This is a genomic window from Rhodococcus sp. IEGM 1366 (assembly GCF_033142425.1).
Taxonomy (GTDB): Bacteria; Actinomycetota; Actinomycetes; order Mycobacteriales; family Mycobacteriaceae; genus Rhodococcus_F; species Rhodococcus_F globerula.
In genome coordinates this window covers 401,598-418,108 of sequence record NZ_JAWLRZ010000005.1, presented here as the reverse complement: position 1 = coordinate 418,108, position 16,511 = coordinate 401,598, and the positions used below count along the sequence as shown (strand labels likewise).

Genomic DNA, 16,511 nt, shown 5'->3' with positions numbered 1-16,511 from the left:
TCGGATGTACTCGTTGTTTTCGATGATGACTAGTAGTCAAGACTTTGGAGTGCGAGCACGTGACCAGGTTCGACAGTATCGAGCGCGCAGTAGCAGATATCGCTGCAGGTAAAGCTGTTGTCGTTGTGGACGACGAGGATCGTGAGAACGAGGGCGACCTGATCTTCGCCGCAGAGAAAGCCACTCCTGAACTGGTGGCGTTCATGGTTCGGTACACGTCCGGTTATCTCTGTGTTCCGCTCGACGGAAACGACTGCGACCGTCTGGGCCTGCCCCCGATGTACGCCACCAATCAGGACAAGCACGGCACTGCATACACGGTGACCGTCGACGCCCGTGAGGGAATCGGCACCGGTATCTCGGCGTCGGATCGCGCTGCGACCATGCGCCTGTTGGCTGATCCCAACTCCGGTGCCAACGATTTCACCCGTCCCGGCCACGTAGTACCGCTGCGCGCGAAGGAAGGCGGAGTTCTCCGTCGTCCCGGACATACCGAAGCCGCAGTCGATTTGGCTCGCATGGCTGATCTTCGTCCCGCCGGTGTCATCTGCGAAATCGTCAGTCAGAAGGACGAAGGCGCAATGGCTCAGACGGACGAGTTGCGCGTGTTCGCCGACGAGCACAACCTGGCGTTGATCTCGATTGCCGATCTCATCGCGTGGCGTCGTAAGCACGAAAAGCACGTCGTCCGCATTGCCGAAGCCCGTATCCCGACGCGTCACGGTGAGTTCACCGCAGTCGGCTACACCAGCATCTACGACGAGGTCGAACACGTTGCGCTGGTGCGCGGCGACATCGCCGGCCCCGACGGTGACGGCAGCGATGTTCTCGTGCGCGTGCACTCCGAGTGCCTGACCGGTGACGTGTTCGGCTCACTGCGCTGCGATTGTGGTCCGCAGCTCGATGCCGCGCTGGACATGGTGGCGCAGGAAGGCCGCGGCGTCGTTCTGTACATGCGCGGACACGAGGGGCGCGGAATCGGCCTGATGCACAAGCTGCAGGCGTACCAGTTGCAGGACGCCGGCTCAGACACGGTCGACGCCAATCTCGAACTCGGGCTCCCCGCTGACGCCCGTGACTACGGCATCGGCGCGCAGATCCTCGTAGATCTGGGCATCTCGTCGATGCGTCTGCTGACGAACAACCCGGCCAAGCGTGTCGGCCTGGACGGTTACGGACTGCAGATCACCGACCGGGTTCCGATGCCGCTGCGCGCCAACGCCGAGAACCTCACGTACCTGCGCACCAAGCGCGACCGGATGGGCCACGATTTGATCGGACTCGACGAGTACGAAGCCGCTCAGGAAGCCGTCAAGCAGGACGGTGCGGTATGAGCGGTGAGGGACAGCCCCAGCTGGCTATTGCCGAAGCGAAGGACTTGAAACTGGCGATCGTTGCGGGGCAGTGGCACGCCACGATCTCCGAAGCATTGATCGCGGGTGCTCAGCGGGTGGCCGCAGAGGCGCAGATCAAAGATGTGACGTTGATCCGCGTCGCCGGCGCCATCGAACTGCCCGTCGTTGCACAGGCGTTGGCCAAGACGCACGATGCCGTTGTTGCGCTCGGTGTGGTCATTCGCGGTGGTACACCGCATTTCGAGTACGTCTGTGACGCGGTGACAGCTGGTCTGACGCGGGTCTCTCTCGACGAGAGCACACCGGTCGGCAACGGCGTCCTGACCACCGACACCGAACAGCAGGCCCTGGATCGTTCCGGTTTGCCCGGTAGTGTCGAGGACAAGGGTGCGCAGGCCTGTGCCGCAGCATTGGACACGGCGGTCACCTTGCGCCACCTACGACAGCCATGGACTGAGGATTCGTTTCGATGAGCACACCTGACGACAACTGGGAACTGATCGCGAAACCGCGCAAGTCGACGCGATACGCGATCGGGGTTGCGGCTCTCCTGGTCATCGTCCACGTCACTCTGGCAGTCTCGCTGCGAAGCGGATCGACCGGCGTGTACTTCCGCGCGGCCGATCAGCTTGCGATGGCCACGATCGGCTGTGTTCTCGCCGGTGGTGTTCTGCTGCTCACCCGCCCGCGGGTGCGAGCGGGTCAACGGGGTATCGCGGTTCGCAACATTCTCGGCGAGAAGATCGTCGAGTGGGATCTGTTCGAAGGCCTGTCGTTCCCTGACGGTGCCGCGTGGGCCAGGATCGAACTGCCGGACGACGAGTACATGCCGGTCATGGCAATCCAGTCCAACGACCGCGAATACGCGGTGGACGCCGTCGTGAAGCTGCGCGAAATCGCTGACCGCTACGCCCCGGCAGCACACGAAAGCAACTGACGTTCGCCAGGCCGATTCGTCGGACACCACCAGCGTGTTTCCGAATCGGTCGGTGGCGACGACTAACGTGGAACTGTGCCGGATCCTTCGACTTATCGCCCCGCCACCGGAACAATCCCGGTGGCGCCTGGCGTCTACAAATTTCGTGATCCGCATGGTCGGGTCATCTACGTCGGCAAGGCCAAGAGCCTTCGTTCGCGTCTGAACTCGTACTTCGCGGACGTCACGACGCTTCATCCCCGCACCAGGCAGATGGTGACCACGGCCGGCAGTGTCGAGTGGACGGTCGTCAGCACCGAAGTCGAAGCGCTACAACTCGAATACAACTGGATCAAGGAATTCGATCCGCGGTTCAATGTTCGCTATCGCGACGACAAGACGTATCCCGTTCTTGCGGTCACGCTGAACGAAGAGTTTCCGCGGCTGTTCGTCTACCGCGGTCCACGGCGCAAGGGTGTCAGGTACTTCGGTCCGTACTCGCACGCGTGGGCCATCCGAGAAACACTCGACCTATTACTTCGGGTGTTCCCGGCCCGTACGTGTTCGGCCGGAGTGTTCAAGCGCCACAACCAGATCGGCAGACCGTGTCTGCTCGGGTACATCGACAAGTGTTCTGCGCCGTGTGTGGGCCGTGTCAGCCCCGAGGAACACCGGCAGATCGTCGAGGACTTCTGCGACTTCCTCGCCGGGCGCACAGACAAGTTGGTGCGTGACCTCGAGAAGAAAATGCAGCAGGCGTCCGATGACCTCGATTTCGAGACCGCAGCGCGACTGCGCGACGATATCGGAGCCCTCCGCAAGGCGCTCGAAAAGCAGGCCGTCGTGCTCGGCGACGGCACCGATGCCGACCTCGTCGCGTTTGCGACTGACGACCTCGAGGCCGCGGTCCAGGTATTCCACGTGCGGGGCGGTCGGGTGCGGGGTCAACGCGGCTGGGTAGTGGAGAAGGCCGGCGACGCCATCGACTGGGCAGCTCTCGACGCAGACTCCGACCTCCCGATTCTGGTCGAGCAGTTCCTGACCCAGTTCTACGGCGAGCAGGCATCCCTCGAACCGGGGAGCGACCCGGAATCGGGTTCGAGCGCCGTTCCTCGCGAGGTGCTGGTTCCGGTACTTCCTCCCAACGCCGCTGAGATCCAGGTGTGGCTCAGTACGCTTCGTGGTTCTCAGGTTCAGCTGCGAGTTCCGCAGCGCGGCGACAAGAAGGATCTCGCCGAAACCGTGCAGCGCAACGCGAAAGAAGCTCTGGCGCAACACAAACTCAAGCGAGCGGGCGATTTCACGTCACGATCGGCCGCGCTTCAAGGTATCCAGGAAGCCCTCGATCTGGACTCGGCGCCGCTGCGAATCGAGTGTGTCGACATCAGTCACGTTCAGGGCACCGACGTCGTTGCCTCGCTCGTCGTGTTCGAAGACGGCTTGCCCCGCAAATCCGATTACCGCCATTACGCGATCAAGGAAGCCGCAGGCGACGGGCACTCGGACGACGTCGCGAGCATCGCCGAGATCACGCGTCGACGGTTCCTCCGACACAACCGTGACCTCGGAATCCTGGCCAATTCGGCCGCCGGTATGGATGCGGACGGCGGCGACCTGGCGCCGGAAGCGGCGATCGATCCTCAGACCGGTCGGCCACGACGCTTTGCCTATCCGCCCAATCTGTTTGTGGTTGACGGTGGTGCGCCGCAGGTCAATGCCGCCGCCGCCGTGCTCGACGAGCTCGGCGTCACCGACGTAGCCGTCGTCGGACTCGCGAAACGACTCGAAGAAGTGTGGGTGCCCAACGAGGAGGATCCGGTGATCCTGCCTCGGACCAGTGAATCGCTGTACTTGCTGCAACGAATCCGCGACGAAGCGCACCGCTTTGCCATCACCTTCCACCGCAGCAAGCGTTCGCGTCGAATGACGGCGTCGGTGCTCGATTCGGTCAAGGGACTGGGGGAGACCCGCCGAACCGCGCTCGTGTCCCATTTTGGTTCCGTGGCAAAACTCAAGACCGCGACCGTCGAGGAAATCATGGAGGTCCCCGGCATCGGTGCCGCTACGGCGCGGGCCGTACTCGACGCTTTGGGCGGCGAACCTGCGCAGACCGTCAACCGAGCGGAAGCGCTGCCGGGCGGGGTAGGGGATGATAAACAGGACGTGGAGTTCGAAATGTCGGATCAGCTGGTTCGGCAGGTACCGGACTCCGTGTCGAGCGAACCATCCATATCGACGACGGGGCAGAGTGCCGAGTGACCACAGACAGCGCAAACGACAGCCGAACCATGGACTTTCTCTTGGTCACGGGATTGTCCGGCGCCGGACTCAGTACTGCAGCCAAGGTTCTCGAAGACCTCGGCTGGTATGTAGCGGACAACCTACCGCCCGAATTGATCTCGCGAATGGTGGGATTGAGCCTGACGTCTGATCCACCGGTTGACCGACTTGCCGTGGTGATCGACGTGCGGTCTCGACTGTTCACCGGCGATCTCGGCTCGGTCCTCACGGAATTGGAAGCCGCGCCGATCCACACGCGTGTCCTCTATCTCGAGGCGTCCGACGACGTTCTGATCAGGCGGTTCGAGCAGGTTCGCCGTAGCCACCCGCTGCAGAACGAGGGCGTCGACGGCACACTCGCAGAAGGTATCGCCGCCGAGCGTCGGCAGTTGGCCGTGGTCAAGGCTGCCGCCGACTTGGTGATCGACACGTCTGCGCTCAAGGCACATCAATTGCGGCAGAAGATCGAAACGGCTTTCGGGGTCGAGGCGAACCGAACCATGAAGGTCACCGTGCAGTCGTTCGGGTTCAAATACGGTTTGCCCATCGACGCCGATCTCGTGTGCGACGTGCGTTTCCTGCCGAATCCGCATTGGATTCCCGAACTCCGCGATCACACCGGCCAGGAGGCCGGCGTTCGCGATTACGTCCTGTCTCAGGACGGCGCCGAAGACTACCTCGACACCTATCTGCATCTGCTCGACCTGACGATCGCCGGATATCGTCGAGAAGGAAAGCGCTACATGACAATTGCTGTGGGTTGCACCGGTGGGAAACATCGAAGTGTGGCCATGTCCGAGGCTCTTGCACGCAAGTTGGGCAGTGAGGCCGACATCGCGGTCAGCATCGTGCACCGAGATCTGGGCCGCGAATGAGCGGTTCGACGGGGCAGGATCTTCGGGGACCCGCGGTCGTCGCTCTCGGTGGTGGTCACGGACTGTTTGCGACCCTGCAAGCTGTTCGCCGACTCACCTTCGACGTGACTGCTGTGGTCACTGTCGCAGACGACGGCGGCTCGTCCGGTCGCTTGCGCGCCGAACTCGGTGTGATCCCGCCTGGTGACCTTCGGATGGCGCTGGCGGCGTTGGCTGCCGACGAACCCGATGTCAGGGACTGGACGCGCACCATCCAGCACCGTTTCGGTGGTGTCGGCGCGTTGGCCGGGCATTCGGTGGGCAACCTGATTCTGGCCGGCCTCACCGAGGTGCTCGGCGACCCGGTTCAGGCACTCGACGAGATGGCGCGACTGTTGCGGGTGCGCGGACGGGTGTTGCCCATGTCGCCGATCGCGCTCGACATCGAAGCCGACGTTCAGGGTTTGGAAGAAGACCCTCGAGTCAGCCGGTGTATCCGCGGTCAGGTTGCAGTAGCGACCACGCCGGGAAAGGTGCGACGCGTGCGTCTGTTGCCGGCAAATCCGCCCGCGAGTCCCGACGCGGTGGCTGCCATCGGACGAGCTGACCTCGTGGTGCTCGGACCTGGCTCGTGGTTTTCCAGTGTCATCCCACACGTGCTCGTCCCGGAATTGGTCGATGCTCTCTCGTCCACCGAAGCCCGAAAGGTGCTCGTTCTCAATCTTGCTCCGGAACCTGGGGAGACGGCCGGATTCTCGGCAGAGCGTCACCTGCACGTACTCTCCCAGCATGTGCCCGATTTCCGGGTTGACTACGTCGTCGTCGATTCTGCGTCGGTTCCGCCGGGACGGGAACGTGAACATCTGGCGCGGGCAGCGCAACAATTTCACGCCGAAGTCCGATATGCGGACGTCGCCGATACCGCGGCGGGTTCGGCGCATATCCACGATCCGGTGAAACTCGCCGAGGCCCTCGCCCAACTGACCGGGCGGACAGGCACTCTCGAACCGGCCAATGGGGCCGGCACCGATCATTCAACAGCAGAACAGAGGGAGAACACTTCGTGGCAATGACAGCGGAGGTCAAGGACGAACTGAGCCGGTTAGTGGTGACTCAGGTCAGCTGCCGAAAGGCTGAGGTCTCCGCACTGCTCCGATTTGCCGGCGGACTCCACATCGTCGGTGGCCGGGTTGTCGTCGAGGCCGAGGTGGATCTGGGATCCACCGCGCGTCGACTACGCCGCGAGATCTTCGATCTCTTCACCTACAGCGCCGACGTGCACGTGTTGAGTGCGGGTGGGCTGCGAAAATCAGCCCGCTACATCGTGCGCGTTGCCAAGGAAGGCGAAGCCCTCGCACGCCAGACCGGGCTTCTCGATCTGCGTGGCCGGCCGGTCCGCGGCCTGCCGGCTCAGGTTGTCGGCGGAAGCGTCGGTGACGCCGAAGCAGCTTGGCGCGGAGCTTTTCTCGCGCACGGTTCCCTGACCGAACCAGGCCGGTCCTCGGCGCTCGAAGTGAGCTGCCCCGGGCCCGAAGCGGCACTCGCGCTGGTCGGTGCTGCTCGCCGTCTTGGGATCTCGGCGAAGGCCCGCGAAGTGCGTGGAACGGATCGCGTCGTGATCCGCGACGGTGAGGCGATCGGTGACCTTCTGACCCGGATGGGCGCTCAGGACACTCGGCTCGTCTGGGAAGAGCGTCGGATGCGCCGCGAAGTGCGGGCAACGGCCAACCGGCTCGCGAACTTCGACGACGCCAATCTGCGACGCTCGGCTCGCGCTGCCGTGGCGGCCGCCGCGCGCGTCGAGCGGGCCCTGGAAATCCTCGGTGAGGATGTTCCGGATCATTTGGCTGCCGCAGGTGCCCTGCGCGTCGAACACCGCCAGGCGTCGCTCGAGGAGTTGGGACAGCTCGCTGACCCGCCGATGACGAAGGACGCTGTCGCGGGGCGTATCCGGCGTCTGCTGTCGATGGCCGATCGCAAGGCGAAGGAAACCGGCATTCCGGACACTGAATCCGCAGTCAACTCGGAGCTACTCGAAGAGGGATGATGGTCCCTCGACGGCGGGGTCTTCAGGGTGGGCTGCGCACTCTGGAGCCAAGCACATTAGGGTAAGGGTCACATCGACCGATGAACCCCACGTCCGCGTCGTGCACACACGGATTCGGAACTGCGTGGGTCAAGTTGCACACCAGAATCATGGTCAAAGGAGCGAATTGTGACTGTCCGGGTTGGCGTAAACGGTTTCGGCCGTATCGGACGTAACTTCTTCAGGGCGGTGGATGCGCAGAAGGCGCTCGGAACCACCGATATCGAGATCGTGGCAGTCAACGACCTGACTGACAACGCGACGCTCGCTCACCTGCTGAAGTACGACTCCATCCTCGGCCGCTTGCCGTACGACGTGTCGCTCGACGGTGACGACACGATCGTCGTCGGCGATCAGCGCATCAAGGCCCTCGCACACCGCGGCCCGTTGAACGAGCTTCCCTGGGGCGAGCTGGGCGTCGACGTCGTCGTCGAGTCCACCGGCATCTTCACCGACGCAGCAAAGGCCAAGGGACACCTCGAAGCCGGCGCGAAGAAGGTCATCATCTCGGCTCCGGCCAAGGGTGAAGACATCACCATCGTCATGGGCGTCAACGACGACAAGTACGACGGCAGCCAGAACATCATCTCCAACGCCTCGTGCACCACCAACTGCCTCGGCCCCATCGCCAAGGTCCTCGATGACGAGTTCGGCATCGTCAAGGGTCTGATGACCACGATCCACGCGTACACGCAGGATCAGAACCTTCAGGATGCGCCGCACAGCGACCTCCGTCGCGCCCGCGCAGCCGCTCTCAACATCGTTCCGACCGGCACGGGCGCTGCCAAGGCAATCGGCCTGGTTCTCCCGCAGCTGCTCGGCAAGCTCGACGGTTACGCACTGCGCGTGCCGATCCCCACGGGTTCGGTCACCGACCTCACCGCGAACCTGAAGAAGTCGGCTACCGCTGACGAGATCAACGCCGCGATGAAGGCTGCAGCCGAGGGCCCCCTCAAGGGCATCCTCAAGTACACCGACGCACCGATCGTCTCGTCGGACATCGTCACCGACCCGCACTCGTCGATCTTCGACTCGGGTCTGACGAAGGTCATCGACGACCAGGTCAAGATCGTTTCCTGGTACGACAACGAGTGGGGCTACTCCAACCGCCTCGCCGACCTCATCGGCCTCGTCGCCAAGTCACTCTGAGCGGAGTTTCGATAACAGTGGCAGTTCAGACGCTGAAGGATCTGCTGGACGCTGGGGTCGAGGGGCGCACCGTACTGGTGCGTTCCGACCTCAACGTCCCGTTGGATGGCGGAGAAATCACGGACCCGGGCCGCATCGTCGCGTCCGCTCCCACCTTGCGGGCACTTGCCGAGGGTGGAGCGAAGGTCATCGTGACCGCGCACCTCGGGCGCCCCGACGGTCAGCCCGATCCCAAGTTCTCCCTCGCACCGGTTGCCGCAAAGTTGGCCGAAATCCTCGGTCGCAACGTGCAACTCGCCGGTGACGTCGTGGGACAGGACGCGCTGGCTCGTTCCGAAGGACTCACCGACGGTGACGTCCTGATGCTCGAGAACATCCGTTTCGACCCTCGCGAGACCAGCAAGGACGAAGCCGAGCGGGTCAAGCTCGCCAAAGCTCTCGTCGAGCTGGTCGGTGACGACGGCGCATTCGTCTCCGACGGATTCGGTGTTGTTCACCGCAAGCAGGCGTCGGTCTTCGACGTCGCGAAGCTGCTCCCGCACTACGCGGGTTACCTCGTCGGCGCCGAGGTCGAGGTGCTCGCCAAGCTCACGCAGGACGCGGCGCGTCCGTACGCAGTGGTGCTCGGTGGCTCCAAGGTCTCGGACAAGCTGGCCGTCATCGAGGCACTGGCACCCAAGGTCGACACACTGGTGATCGGCGGCGGAATGTTCTACACGTTCCTCGCGGCTCAGGGTGTGTCCGTGGGCAATTCGCTGTGCGAAGAGTCCATGATCGAGACCTGCAAGAGCCTCCTCGACCGGTACGCGGACGTCATTCACATCCCTCAGGATGTTGTTGTCGCGGACTCCTTCTCGGCTGATGCCGAGTCGAAGATCGTTCCGTTCGACAAGATTCCCGACGGCTGGATGGGTCTGGACATCGGACCGGAGTCGGTCAAGCGCTTTGCCGCGATCCTGACCGGAGCCAAGACGGTGTTCTGGAACGGCCCGATGGGCGTGTTCGAGTTCCCGAAGTTCGAAGCCGGCACCCGCGGTGTTGCGGAGGCAATTGTCGAAGCAACCGCCAAGGGCGCGTTCAGCGTTGTCGGCGGCGGCGACTCTGCTGCGGCTGTCCGCCAGCTCGGAATCCCGGACGAAGGCTTCTCGCACATTTCCACCGGCGGCGGCGCTTCCCTCGAATACCTCGAGGGTAAAGAGCTTCCCGGCATCGCAGTACTGGAAGGCTGATCCGACATGGCACGTAACCCGTTGATCGCCGGCAACTGGAAGATGAATCTGAACCACCTCGAGGCCATCGCCCTGGTGCAGAAGATCGCGTTCTCCTTGCCTGCGAAGTACTTCGACAAAGTGGACGTCACGGTTATCCCGCCGTTCACCGACATCCGTAGCGTCCAGACGCTGATCGAGGGCGACAAGCTCCTGCTCACGTACGGCGCGCAGGACGTCTCCGCTCAGGACAGCGGTGCATTCACCGGCGAGATCAGCGGCTCCATGCTGGCCAAGCTCGGATGCACCTACGTCGTGGTCGGACACTCGGAGCGTCGCACCCTGCACGGTGAGACCAACGAGCTTGTCCTCGCCAAGGCCAAGGCTGCCTTGAAGAACGACCTCACACCGATTGTGTGCATCGGTGAGGGCCTCGAGATTCGCGAAGCAGGCAATCACGTCGCCTACAACGTTGAGCAGCTCAAGGGTTCTCTGGCCGGCTTGAGCGCGGAGGAGATCTCCAAGATCGTCATCGCGTACGAGCCTGTCTGGGCAATCGGCACCGGTCGAGTCGCTTCTGCTGAGGACGCTCAGGAAGTGTGCGCAGCGGTTCGCGGCACGGTCGCCGAGCTCGCCGACGCTGACGTGGCTGCAGGCGTACGAGTCCTGTACGGCGGCAGCGTCAGCTCCAAGAATGTCGGAGAGATCGTCGGCCAGGCCGACGTCGACGGCGCACTTGTCGGCGGCGCGTCACTGAAGGCGGACGAGTTTGCCACCTTGTCTGCGATTGCAGCCGGCGGGCCACTGCCTAGCTAGCATGTGATCTGAAAAGAACAGTGGGCGCGTAACCGAAATGGTTACGCGCCCACTGTTTTTGCATTCTCAGGCAACCAGTTTTGAGCCGAGTGCGTCGATGGTGTCGGCGGTGAGGCCGAGTCCGTCGTGCAGATAGTTCTCAATTGACTTGTAGCTGGCGCCCACCTGCTCGAAGGCTGCGCCGAGGTAACTCTCCTCGACCGTCAACATGACACGGACCACGTCGGCCCGACCGATCGCATCCGTTTGAGCAATACGCTCGGCAGCCGCGTCGACGTAGGCCGCGGAGTAGGTGTTGGTGAGCAGGTAATCGTCGACGATGGTCTCCTGCGGAACCCCTGCTAGCGTCTGCAGCAACGCTGCTGCCCAACCCGTGCGATCTTTTCCGGCGGTGCAATGGAACAACTGGGGTCCCGGTGTTGTCGCGAGCGCGGTAAGCAATTGGGAGAACCCGGCGCGGGTCGCGTCGTCGGTCACAAAACTGCGATTGAGTTCGCGCATGAAATCCTGCGCAGAGTCGACGGTGCGGATTGCCAGAGCCGAGTTCTGAATTGTTCCCGGAAGGATCGGGATGTGTGTGTACTTGGCTGCCGAGAGAATGGTGTCCGGGGTTTCCGAAGCCTCGGCCTCGGAGCGAACGTCGTAGACGGCGGTCAGGCCCAACGATTCGACAACAGCCAGATCCGCCCCGGTGGGGATGAGGACGTTGGCACGGTAGAAGACACCGCGCCGCATGGTGGTCCCGCTTGATGTCGAGTATCCGTTTCCGGCGACATCTCGGAAGTTGTGGACGGAAGCGAGACGCGGAGTGCTTTTGTGTGTTGTGGGACCAGTGGTGTCGGTGTGCATCAGAACAAGCCTTCCGAAGGTAACGTCGCGTCACTTCGAAACTAGCGGGCCGGAAACTCGGAGTTGTGATCGGTACCACCGAACGAGACAACTTGTCGCACGGGTATGTGGTCGGGATAGCTGTGATCGCCTGTATGGTGTTATCGGTTGTAGTTGTCCCTATTGGATTGGTGGCCGTAGACAGACATGGAACTGTTCTTGGATATCCTGCTGGTCATCACCAGCTTGCTCTTGATTCTGCTGGTGCTGCTGCATCGGGCCAAGGGCGGCGGTCTGTCGAGCCTGTTCGGCGGCGGTGTCCAGTCCAGCCTGTCCGGATCGACAGTGGTCGAGAAGAACCTCGACAGATTGACTGTTTTCACCGCTCTGATCTGGGTCATTTCGATCGTCGGCATCGGCTTGGAGATCAAGTTCGCCTGATCGCCTCCCGTCACGTATTTCACACAGAACCCCGCCATCGAGCGGGGTTCTGCGTTTCAGTTGATAATTGAACGATGACCGAATTCGTCTCGAATCAGCATCGTGAAACACCACGCGAGGCCACCGAGCCACTGCGTGAGGACATTCGGCTTCTCGGCGGGATCCTGGGGCAGATTGTTCGCGAACAGGCCGGCGACACCGTATTCGATCTTGTTGAACGCGCCCGGGTGGAATCGTTCCGAGTACGCCGTTCCGAAATTGACCGCGCCGAACTGGTGTCGTTGTTCGCTGGAGTCAGCACCGCAGACGCTATCCCGGTGATCCGTGCGTTCAGCCACTTCGCCTTGCTCGCCAACCTGGCCGAGGACATCCACCGTGAGCGTCGGCGCGCCATTCACATCAATGCCGGCGAATCACCGCGTGACAGCACACTGGCCGCTACCTACCGCAAACTCGACGGTGCGGACATCAACTCCGCGACTGTCGAAGATGCACTGCGCGGCGCCCTTGTCTCACCGGTCATCACAGCTCATCCCACGGAAACGCGTCGACGGACGGTCTTCGAGACACAGTCTCGCATCACCGAATTGATGCGCTACCGCGAGCGCACGGCATTGAGCGTCGGGGAAACCGCGGACGTCGACCTGGACTTGCGTCGACAGATTCTTACTCTTTGGCAGACCGCGCTGATCCGGCTCTCGCGTCTACGAATCCAGGACGAGATCGAAGTGGGATTGCGTTACTACGACGCGGCCCTGTTCGAAGTCATTCCCAAAATCAACGCCGAAGTGCGCAAGGCGCTTCGCAGCCGGTGGCCCGACGCAGATCTCCTGCGTGAGCCGATCTTGCGTCCGGGTTCCTGGATCGGCGGTGACCGCGACGGTAACCCCTATGTGACGGGGGAGATCGTGCATCGCGCGACGACCCGAGCGGCAGCCACGGCGATCGAGCATCACCTCGCCGAACTCGAACATCTCGAGCGTGAGCTGTCGATGTCGGCGCGGTTGGTCACGGTGACACCGGAATTGGATCTTCTGGCATCGACCTCGGGTGACGATTCGGTGTTCCGGGCGGACGAACCCTACCGTCGCGCAATCCGGGGAATCCGTGGACGCCTCACCGCCACAGGACTTTCCATCTTGGGGGAGATGCCCGCGCACGGCGGCGACTCCGGACTGGAGGCATACCTCGAACCCGGGCAACTTCAGCACGATCTAGCTGTCATCGACACGTCACTGCGCCGCAACGGTGACGCGGTGATCGCCGATGATCGCCTCGAACGTTTGCGAGAAGCCGTGGAGGTGTTCGGGTTTCACCTCTCGGGTCTGGACATGCGGCAGAACTCCGAAGTTCACGAGAGCGTCGTTGCCGAGTTGTTGGCCTGGTCGGGTGTTCAGCCGGACTATGCGTCGTTGTCGGAATCGGAAAAAGTCGACCTGCTCTCGGCGGAACTGACCACCCGTCGGCCGCTGACGTCGCCGGATGCGGAGTTCTCCGAACTGACGACCAAGGAATTGGCGATCATGCACGCCGGTGCCAAGGCAGTTCGAGTTCTGGGCGCCGGTGCCGTTCCCAACTACATCATCAGCATGTGCAGCTCCGTGAGCGACATGCTCGAGGCCGCGGTCCTGCTCAAGGAGGTAGGAGTTCTCGATCCAGGTGTTGGCGGTGAGCCGTCATGCCCCATCGGCATTGTTCCCCTGTTCGAGACGATCGAGGACTTGCAGGGCGGCGCGGCAACATTGCTTGCCACGCTCGACATTCCGATTTACCGAGCCATCGTGACGTCCCGCGGCAACAGTCAGGAAGTGATGCTCGGGTACTCCGATTCCAACAAGGACGGTGGCTACCTGGCTGCCAATTGGGCGCTGTACCGCGCAGAACTCGATCTGGTCGACGCCGCACGGAAGAGTGGAATCCGGTTGCGGCTCTTCCACGGTCGCGGCGGAACCGTCGGGCGTGGTGGTGGACCCAGCTACGAGGCAATTCTTGCGCAACCTCCCGGAGCTGTCGAAGGTTCGCTGAGGATCACCGAGCAAGGTGAGGTGATCGCAGCGAAGTACGCCGAACCGCGGTTGGCTCATCGCAACCTCGAGACGCTCATTGCTGCGACGTTGGAGTCGACGTTGCTCGACGTCGAAGGACTCGGAACCGATGCCGAGGCGGCGTACACCGTTCTGGATGAGCTTGCTGCGCTGGCGCGTACCGCGTACAGCGAATTGGTCCATGACACACCGGGATTCGTCCAGTACTTCGAGGCGTCGACGCCGGTTGCAGAAATCGGCGCACTCAACATCGGTAGCCGACCCGCCTCGCGTAAGCAGACCAAGGCGATCTCCGATCTGCGTGCGATTCCGTGGGTGTTGTCCTGGAGTCAGTCACGCGTCATGCTGCCAGGCTGGTACGGCACAGGCGCGGCTTTCGAGCGATGGATCGACGGCAACCCGGAGCGTTTGGCGACGCTGACGCGTTTGTACGAGAAGTGGCCGTTCTTCCGGACTGTGCTCTCGAACATGGCGATGGTGATGTCGAAATCCGACATGGGCTTGGCGGCCCGCTACGCGGAGTTGGTTCCCGACGTAGAACTGCGTGATCGAGTCTTCGGCATGATCACCGACGAGCATGCGCGAACCGTTCGGATGTACAAGGAGATCACCGGCTACGACGATTTGTTTGCTGACAATTCAGGCCTGGAACGTTCCGTCCACAACCGTTTCCCGTATCTCGAACCGCTCAATCACTTGCAGGTCGAGTTGATCAGGCGATATCGATCAGGTGACGAGAGTGACCAGGTCCGGCGCGGTATTCAGCTGACGATGAACGGCCTGGCCACGGCGCTGCGGAACAGCGGCTAAATAGCGGTCATTTTGCCCACGCCGGGAGCCTCCGGTGTAGTCGGTCGGCGTGACCATGTCATGCCGACCGACCAGAAATCCAAATTGTCTCATTTGACAATTGGACGACCGTTCATGTGGTAGACATCACATCGCCTGACGTAATCGGGAACGGCAGACGCAAGCGGCTAAAGTCCTCAATTCGGGCACCGCGGCGGGTTTCTCATTCCCTGACGCGTCGAGCCGCCGGCCATCGCGCCGCGCGACACTCTTGTCTCGAGGAGGCTTGTCTACGATGTCCACTGCGCTGTTGAATACCTCGGGGCCGCTGATGCTCGGAGGCGAACCCGCCTCCACTGCGGTCCGCGACTTCGTCCCGCTGGCGGCCGAACTTGTGAAGAACTTCTCCCGCGCCAACGCAACCTTCAAAACCCTCAACCTGGAATCCGTTCAGGAGGATTTGGTTGCGGTGACCGCGCAGGGGTTGCAACTGGCGATCCAACTCATGGACCACAGGAAGCTGCCGACCGACCGCGACCTGGACAGTATTCACACCCTGACCGTCCGGCAGGCCCGCCAGGGTGTCCCGCTCAGTGCCATCCTTGCCGTAACAGACGAGGCCATCAGCGTCATTCGGAACCTTATCCTCAGCAGAGCGGGCGTCGAGGACTCTGCCAACCTCAAGGAGCTCAACCACCTCCTGTTCACAGTCGCGCAGCGCCTTCATTCATTCATCTCGGTCAGCTATCTGGCGGCGATCCCTGCCGGCGCCCAGCTCGAGGGAAGCTCCGCCGGCGCCCTCGTCAAAGCCATGTTGGATGGAGACGATCCCACTGATCTTGCGTTGCAGTTGGGTATCGAGCTCGCACCCCGCTATCTCGTTCTGCGGCTCCTCGTGAACCTACCGAAACCCCGGCCGGGGGCCAGGGACGGCGCGCATCAGCGACTGCAGGCATACCGTGATCTCGCCGCGGCACAAGCCAAGGTCGCTGCCCACTTCGGAGCCAAGTTGCTCGAAGCCCCGGCGCCGCAACGCGGCCTGGTCCTCATCGAGGGCACACCACACTGGGGGTTGGTGTGCCAAGTTGTGCGTCAGGCGACGGCCAAGATCGGGGTGCAGATCACGGCAGTCGGCGAGAATGCCGCACTCGAGGATCTCCCAGCGGCCCAGGCGACCACCCGCGAGTTGGTCCACCTCGTCCGGAGGCTCGGGCTGCCGGCGCAGTCATACCGGATGGAGGACCTCGCGCTCGAGTATCAATTGACCCGGACTGGCCCAGCGCGCGACAGCCTGATCGGCCTACTCAGGCCGCTCGACAGCAACCCTGAACTGTTGCAGACGCTGTCCGTGCACTTGTCGAACGACCAGCACCGGCAGCGCACCGCGTCAGCGTTGGGCCTGCACACGAACACTGTCGACAACCGGATCAAGCGCATTGCACACCTCACCGGATTAGACCCGACTTTGCCCTCTGAGCTGCTTAAACTGCGTGCGGCGATGATCGCACTGACCTTTGTCAGCACCGACGTGGACATCCGTCCAGTGAAATTGTGAAACCTCACATAACTCACTGGTAACAACCCACTTTTGATGGCTGGACCCCACTTTTCAGTAGACAGCCGGGATATAAAAATGTGGCGCGAATCACCGCGCAGACCAGTAACGAAAAAGGGGAAAGACATGATCAACGGCCAGGAAAACGCCCTCCTCGGTGCCTTCTTCGACACGATCCTGCAGCTGTTC

Annotated in this window: 14 protein-coding genes; 13 read left to right on the top strand and 1 reads right to left on the bottom strand. The window is 62.4% G+C overall.

The features are described 5' to 3' along the window. Positions 1-59: 59 nt before the first annotated feature. From R4P64_RS17475 to tpiA, 10 genes are all read left to right on the top strand, one after another. Positions 60-1,334, top strand: a complete 1,275-nt coding sequence (locus R4P64_RS17475; RefSeq protein ID WP_033232137.1) for a bifunctional 3,4-dihydroxy-2-butanone-4-phosphate synthase/GTP cyclohydrolase II — start codon at positions 60-62, stop codon at positions 1,332-1,334. Continuing rightward, the gene (gene ribH / locus R4P64_RS17470; RefSeq protein WP_033232136.1) at positions 1,331-1,828 is read left to right on the top strand and encodes a 6,7-dimethyl-8-ribityllumazine synthase; all 498 of its coding nucleotides are present in this window, start codon (positions 1,331-1,333) and stop codon (positions 1,826-1,828) included. The genes R4P64_RS17475 and ribH overlap by 4 nt, the downstream gene beginning before the upstream one ends. Next, positions 1,825-2,292 (top strand): PH domain-containing protein, encoded by a 468-nt coding sequence (locus R4P64_RS17465; protein WP_033232135.1) that lies wholly within the window; start codon positions 1,825-1,827, stop codon positions 2,290-2,292. Before ribH ends, R4P64_RS17465 begins: the two co-directional genes overlap by 4 nt. A gap of 75 nt (positions 2,293-2,367) precedes the next feature. Then, positions 2,368-4,530: an excinuclease ABC subunit UvrC gene (uvrC, locus tag R4P64_RS17460; protein ID WP_092808068.1), complete on the top strand. Its 2,163-nt coding sequence runs from the start codon at positions 2,368-2,370 to the stop codon at positions 4,528-4,530. Then, positions 4,527-5,426, top strand: coding sequence for an RNase adapter RapZ (gene rapZ / locus R4P64_RS17455; protein WP_033232134.1), 900 nt, complete (start codon positions 4,527-4,529; stop codon positions 5,424-5,426). Before uvrC ends, rapZ begins: the two co-directional genes overlap by 4 nt. Beyond that, positions 5,423-6,478, top strand: a complete 1,056-nt coding sequence (locus R4P64_RS17450; RefSeq protein ID WP_092808066.1) for a uridine diphosphate-N-acetylglucosamine-binding protein YvcK — start codon at positions 5,423-5,425, stop codon at positions 6,476-6,478. Before rapZ ends, R4P64_RS17450 begins: the two co-directional genes overlap by 4 nt. Next, positions 6,475-7,452 (top strand): DNA-binding protein WhiA, encoded by a 978-nt coding sequence (gene whiA / locus R4P64_RS17445; protein WP_172935629.1) that lies wholly within the window; start codon positions 6,475-6,477, stop codon positions 7,450-7,452. The genes R4P64_RS17450 and whiA overlap by 4 nt, the downstream gene beginning before the upstream one ends. A 168-nt stretch (positions 7,453-7,620) precedes the next feature. Continuing rightward, positions 7,621-8,640 carry a type I glyceraldehyde-3-phosphate dehydrogenase gene (gene gap, locus R4P64_RS17440; protein ID WP_033232131.1) on the top strand — a complete coding sequence of 340 codons (1,020 nt, stop codon included), beginning with the start codon at positions 7,621-7,623 and terminating at the stop codon, positions 8,638-8,640. Between the two features lie 17 nt (positions 8,641-8,657). Beyond that, positions 8,658-9,869, top strand: coding sequence for a phosphoglycerate kinase (locus tag R4P64_RS17435; protein WP_033232130.1), 1,212 nt, complete (start codon positions 8,658-8,660; stop codon positions 9,867-9,869). 6 nt (positions 9,870-9,875) lie between these two features. Then, complete coding sequence (gene tpiA / locus R4P64_RS17430) at positions 9,876-10,664, top strand: triose-phosphate isomerase (protein ID WP_317821947.1); 789 nt, start codon at positions 9,876-9,878, stop codon at positions 10,662-10,664. Positions 10,665-10,730: 66 nt separating this feature from the next. Here tpiA and R4P64_RS17425 read toward each other — a convergent pair whose 3' ends face one another. Next, complete coding sequence (locus R4P64_RS17425) at positions 10,731-11,513, bottom strand: tyrosine-protein phosphatase (protein ID WP_317821945.1); 783 nt, start codon at positions 11,511-11,513, stop codon at positions 10,731-10,733. A gap of 186 nt (positions 11,514-11,699) precedes the next feature. Here R4P64_RS17425 and secG point away from each other — a divergent pair, with 186 nt between their 5' ends. From secG to R4P64_RS17410, 3 genes are all read left to right on the top strand, one after another. Further along, positions 11,700-11,933: a preprotein translocase subunit SecG gene (gene secG / locus R4P64_RS17420; RefSeq protein ID WP_033232127.1), complete on the top strand. Its 234-nt coding sequence runs from the start codon at positions 11,700-11,702 to the stop codon at positions 11,931-11,933. Between the two features lie 74 nt (positions 11,934-12,007). After that, a complete protein-coding gene (gene ppc, locus R4P64_RS17415; RefSeq protein WP_317821943.1) occupies positions 12,008-14,788 on the top strand; it encodes a phosphoenolpyruvate carboxylase in 2,781 nt (926 codons plus the stop codon). Positions 14,789-15,062: 274 nt separating this feature from the next. Continuing rightward, complete coding sequence (locus R4P64_RS17410; RefSeq protein WP_033232125.1) at positions 15,063-16,322, top strand: PucR family transcriptional regulator; 1,260 nt, start codon at positions 15,063-15,065, stop codon at positions 16,320-16,322. Positions 16,323-16,511 lie beyond the last annotated feature (189 nt).

Excerpts from the sequence above, each read along its gene's own strand:
- secG (WP_033232127.1), top strand. The coding sequence starts at position 11,700 with ATGGAACTGTTCTTGGATATCCTGCTGGTCATCACCAGCTTGCTCTTG.
- R4P64_RS17450 (WP_092808066.1), top strand. The coding sequence starts at position 5,423 with ATGAGCGGTTCGACGGGGCAGGATCTTCGGGGACCCGCGGTCGTCGCT.
- tpiA (WP_317821947.1), top strand. The coding sequence starts at position 9,876 with ATGGCACGTAACCCGTTGATCGCCGGCAACTGGAAGATGAATCTGAAC.
- ppc (WP_317821943.1), top strand. The coding sequence starts at position 12,008 with ATGACCGAATTCGTCTCGAATCAGCATCGTGAAACACCACGCGAGGCC.
- R4P64_RS17465 (WP_033232135.1), top strand. The coding sequence starts at position 1,825 with ATGAGCACACCTGACGACAACTGGGAACTGATCGCGAAACCGCGCAAG.
- R4P64_RS17410 (WP_033232125.1), top strand. The coding sequence starts at position 15,063 with ATGTCCACTGCGCTGTTGAATACCTCGGGGCCGCTGATGCTCGGAGGC.
- whiA (WP_172935629.1), top strand. The coding sequence starts at position 6,475 with ATGACAGCGGAGGTCAAGGACGAACTGAGCCGGTTAGTGGTGACTCAG.
- R4P64_RS17425 (WP_317821945.1), bottom strand. The coding sequence starts at position 11,513 with ATGCACACCGACACCACTGGTCCCACAACACACAAAAGCACTCCGCGT.
- ribH (WP_033232136.1), top strand. The coding sequence starts at position 1,331 with ATGAGCGGTGAGGGACAGCCCCAGCTGGCTATTGCCGAAGCGAAGGAC.